Origin of the sequence: Roseomonas sp. TAS13, assembly GCF_001950415.1 — a bacterium.
In the GTDB taxonomy this organism is placed as follows: Bacteria; Pseudomonadota; Alphaproteobacteria; order Acetobacterales; family Acetobacteraceae; genus Roseomonas; species Roseomonas mucosa.
This window is the reverse complement of record NZ_BDLP01000444.1, coordinates 1-3,162: the sequence shown is the minus strand read 5'-3', so window position 1 is coordinate 3,162 and position 3,162 is coordinate 1. Positions and strand designations below refer to the sequence as shown.

General features: G+C 72.5%; 2 protein-coding genes. Both read right to left on the bottom strand.

The window, feature by feature from the left end:
* Window positions 1-32 precede the first annotated feature (32 nt).
* Complete coding sequence (locus ROTAS13_RS21785) at window positions 33-2,537, bottom strand: glycosyltransferase family 4 protein (protein ID WP_075823401.1); 2,505 nt, start codon at window positions 2,535-2,537, stop codon at window positions 33-35.
* On the bottom strand, window positions 2,537-3,133 hold the full coding sequence (locus ROTAS13_RS27450) for a hypothetical protein (protein WP_075823400.1): 597 nt from the start codon (window positions 3,131-3,133) through the stop codon (window positions 2,537-2,539). The genes ROTAS13_RS21785 and ROTAS13_RS27450 overlap by 1 nt, the downstream gene beginning before the upstream one ends.
* Between the last annotated feature and the right edge of the window lie 29 nt (window positions 3,134-3,162).

The following is a 3,162-nucleotide window of genomic DNA, read 5'->3' as shown; positions in this document are numbered from 1 at the left end:
TCGCCTTACGGTGGAGCTGTGCGTAGATGTGATCAAGAGACAGGCTCGGCCGCGAGCAGAGCCAGGCTGTGCGCCAGGGCGTCTTCGCCCGGATGCAGGTCGTTCACCAGCAGCAGCCCGTCGCAGAGCTCCTGCCAGCGCGACAGGTCCGGGGTGAAGCCGTGCGGGTTGCCGTGCAGCAGCAGCAGCAGCGGCCCGCGCCGGCGCAGTTCGGCCAGCAGCGCCCGCTCCGCCGCGCCGCGCAGGTGGTCGAGGGTCGTCCCCTTCTCGATCACCACCAGGGTCAAGCCGGAACCGGCATCCTCCAGCAGGCCGGGCGGCAGCCAGGCGAGATCGGCGCCGTAGCGCGCGCCCTTGCCCCGGCGCATCCGCGTCGGCGCGGTGGCGATCGCATGCGCCACCTCCCCGCCCCGGATGAACTCCACCCGAACCTCCTCCCCCGGCAGGTTCGGCGCCCGGCCGTTCAGGGCGAAGCCGGAATAGGCATCGCCATAGGCCCGGTTCTTGTTGTGCAGGCCGGTCTGCAACCGGTCCGGCAGGGTCTCGCCCAGCAGCTCGCCGTCGAGCAGCACGCGGATCGCCTCCATGCGAGGGCGGGACAGGACATGGCCCTCCACCTCCAGCACGCCGTATTCGTCGAGGGCGACGCGCTTGAGCTCGGCCAGGACCGGCAGGCTGGTCGGGTCCTCGCCCTGCGCGAGATGCGGCTCCACCGCCCCCGGCGCGGCCTTCTCCCACTTCGCCGGCAGGGCCTGCACCGCGACGCCGGCGCGGCTGTAGCCGACCAGGGTGAAGGCGCCCGCCGCCTCCAGCATCCAGCTTTCCTCGGGGCCGAGATGGGCGCTGAAGCCCGGCGTCTGCTGCGGGAAGCCTTCCAGCTTGCCCATGACGTCCGGGCGCGCCCGGCCGCCCTGCATCCAGACCCGGCGCGGCCCGGCGAAGCCTTCCAGCAGGAAGGGAACCGGCGCCCCGGCGGCCCAGCCATGCACCAGGCTGCTGCCGGCTTCGCGCAGGAACTTCATGCCGCCGCTGCGCCACCAGCTCGGCGGCTTGGCCGGCCGTGCCTTGGCCAGCTCCACCAGGTCATAGACCCGCGTGGCATGGTCCAGCACCTCGCCCGAGGCGGAAAGCACCACGGCGCTGACCTGCACCGCATGGCCCATGGCGACATGCGGGCGGACCAGCCCGAAGCCGCACTCCTCCGTGCCGATCCAGGGATTCTCCTTGAGCACGTCCTTGCGCACCATGCCGCGCACCGCCTCGCCGAGCAGCTCGCCATCCGCGCGCAGCACCACGCGCGCATCGGGCGGCGCGGCGGCCCAACCCTTGATCTCCAGCAGCCAGCCCGGATGCATCACCGCCGCGCCCAGGTTGAGGCGCTTGGGCTCCGGCCGCTTCGGCAGCTTCGCGGGGGTGGAAAGCTGCGGCTTCGGCGGCAGCGGCCTGGCCAGGAAGCGCTCCAGCTCCGCCAGCGCCGCTTGGCCGCAGCGCTCGACGGAGGAGACCGCCTCCACCACCTGCGGCAGGTACGCCCAGTCCTCGGGCGAGGATTTCATCACCCGCAGCACGCCCTCGCGCAGCTTCGCCACGTCGCCGACCGGCGCGGTGATCAGCGCGTCGCCGCAGACCTCCTTCACCACGTCCAGGTCGTAGCAGACGCAAGGCGTGCCCACGGTCAGCGCCTCGATCGGCGGCAGGCCATAGCCCTCGAACCAGGAGGGGTAGAGCAGCATCCGGGCGCGGCGCAGCTCGACGAATTTCTGCGTGTCGCTGGCCAGCGGATGCACCTCGACCTCGACGCCATAGCGGCGCGCCACCGGCACCAGCGCGTCGCGATAGGCCTCGTCCAGCTTCGGGCTGCCGACGATCAGCGACAGCGTCCAGCCGCGCATCTCCTCGCAGAGCACGTCGATCAGGTCGCCCGCGCCCTTGTGCGGGTCGCGCGGCCGCACGAAGCTCAGGATGCGCTTCTCGCGGTACTGCACCGCCGCCCGCGCCGCCGCGTCGAGGTTGATCGGCTGGTGCCAGTGGCCGAATTCCAGCCGCTCGTCATCGTACCAGAGGCGCGCGTACTTCTCGGATTCGCGGGAATTGCTGAGGATCAGCACGCCGTTCTCGGCGACATCCTCGGTGGCCAGCTTCCATTCGCGCCACAGCACCTCGTCGCGCGGCACCGGCACGGCGGCGTTGAACCAGTTCGGCGTCTCGAAGTTGAAGATGCACATCCGCGCCCCGCGCCGCTGCGCGAAGCCGCGCGCGCCGACATAGACCATGCGGTCCAGCGACTGCGTCGGGATCAGCACCACCACGTCGAAGCGCCCTTCCGGCAGCGCCGTCAGGAAGTCCTTGGTGACATGGATGCCGATCCGGCCCGGCCGCCCGAAGGCGTGCAGGTCCTCGTGAAAGACGGGGACGTGGTTGGTGACGAAGGCCACGTCGGCCCCGGCGCGGGCGAGGCACTGCGCCAGCACATAGGCCGCGAGCCGGCCGCCGCCGTAGTTGCCGGGCGCGTTGGTGACAAAGATCGCGACCCGCATCAGGCGGCCCTCCTCCGATCGCGTGCGAAGACCCGGATGCCCTCCGCCTCCAGCCGACGGAGCGCGGGGGCCAGGGCGGCCTCCTCGGCCGGCGGGATGGCCAGGCGCAGCGAGACGCAGCCGGCATGCAGCACGAAGGCCAGCAGCGGCAGCAGCCGGGAGGGCGCGGCCGGCGTTCCGGCGAACAGGGGAGCGGCCAGTTCCGCCCCGTAGCCGATCGTCGCCCCCATGCCCCTTGCCGGCGGCCGGCCCCAGAAGGCGGGCGCCCGCGCATCGAACAGGCTGGCGAGGCGTCCCCGGCGCGGATCGCCGGCCCAGCCGAGTTCCACAACATCCGCCTCCAGCCCCGCCTCGCCGCCGGCGAGGAGCACCAGGTCCTCCTCGCTGGGCGAGGGGCGGTAGACGGCGGCGTCGGCCAGCAGCGCGATCCCGCCCGCCCGGATGCCGCGCAGCGCCGCCAGGGCGCGCCGGTCGGCGGTCGAGGGACCCGGCAGCAGCGGAACGGCTTCCAGGCCCCATTCCTCGACAATGGCGCCGAGCGCTTCCCCCTCCGCGCCGACGGCCGGCACCAGAAGGCGCTCCACACCGTCGCGCATGGCGCGGGCCAGGCTGTCTCTTGATCACA

Bases quoted from the DNA above. Each gene is read 5' to 3' on its own strand.
- ROTAS13_RS21785 (WP_075823401.1), bottom strand. From the start codon at position 2,537: ATGCGGGTCGCGATCTTTGTCACCAACGCGCCCGGCAACTACGGCGGC.
- ROTAS13_RS27450 (WP_075823400.1), bottom strand. From the start codon at position 3,133: ATGCGCGACGGTGTGGAGCGCCTTCTGGTGCCGGCCGTCGGCGCGGAG.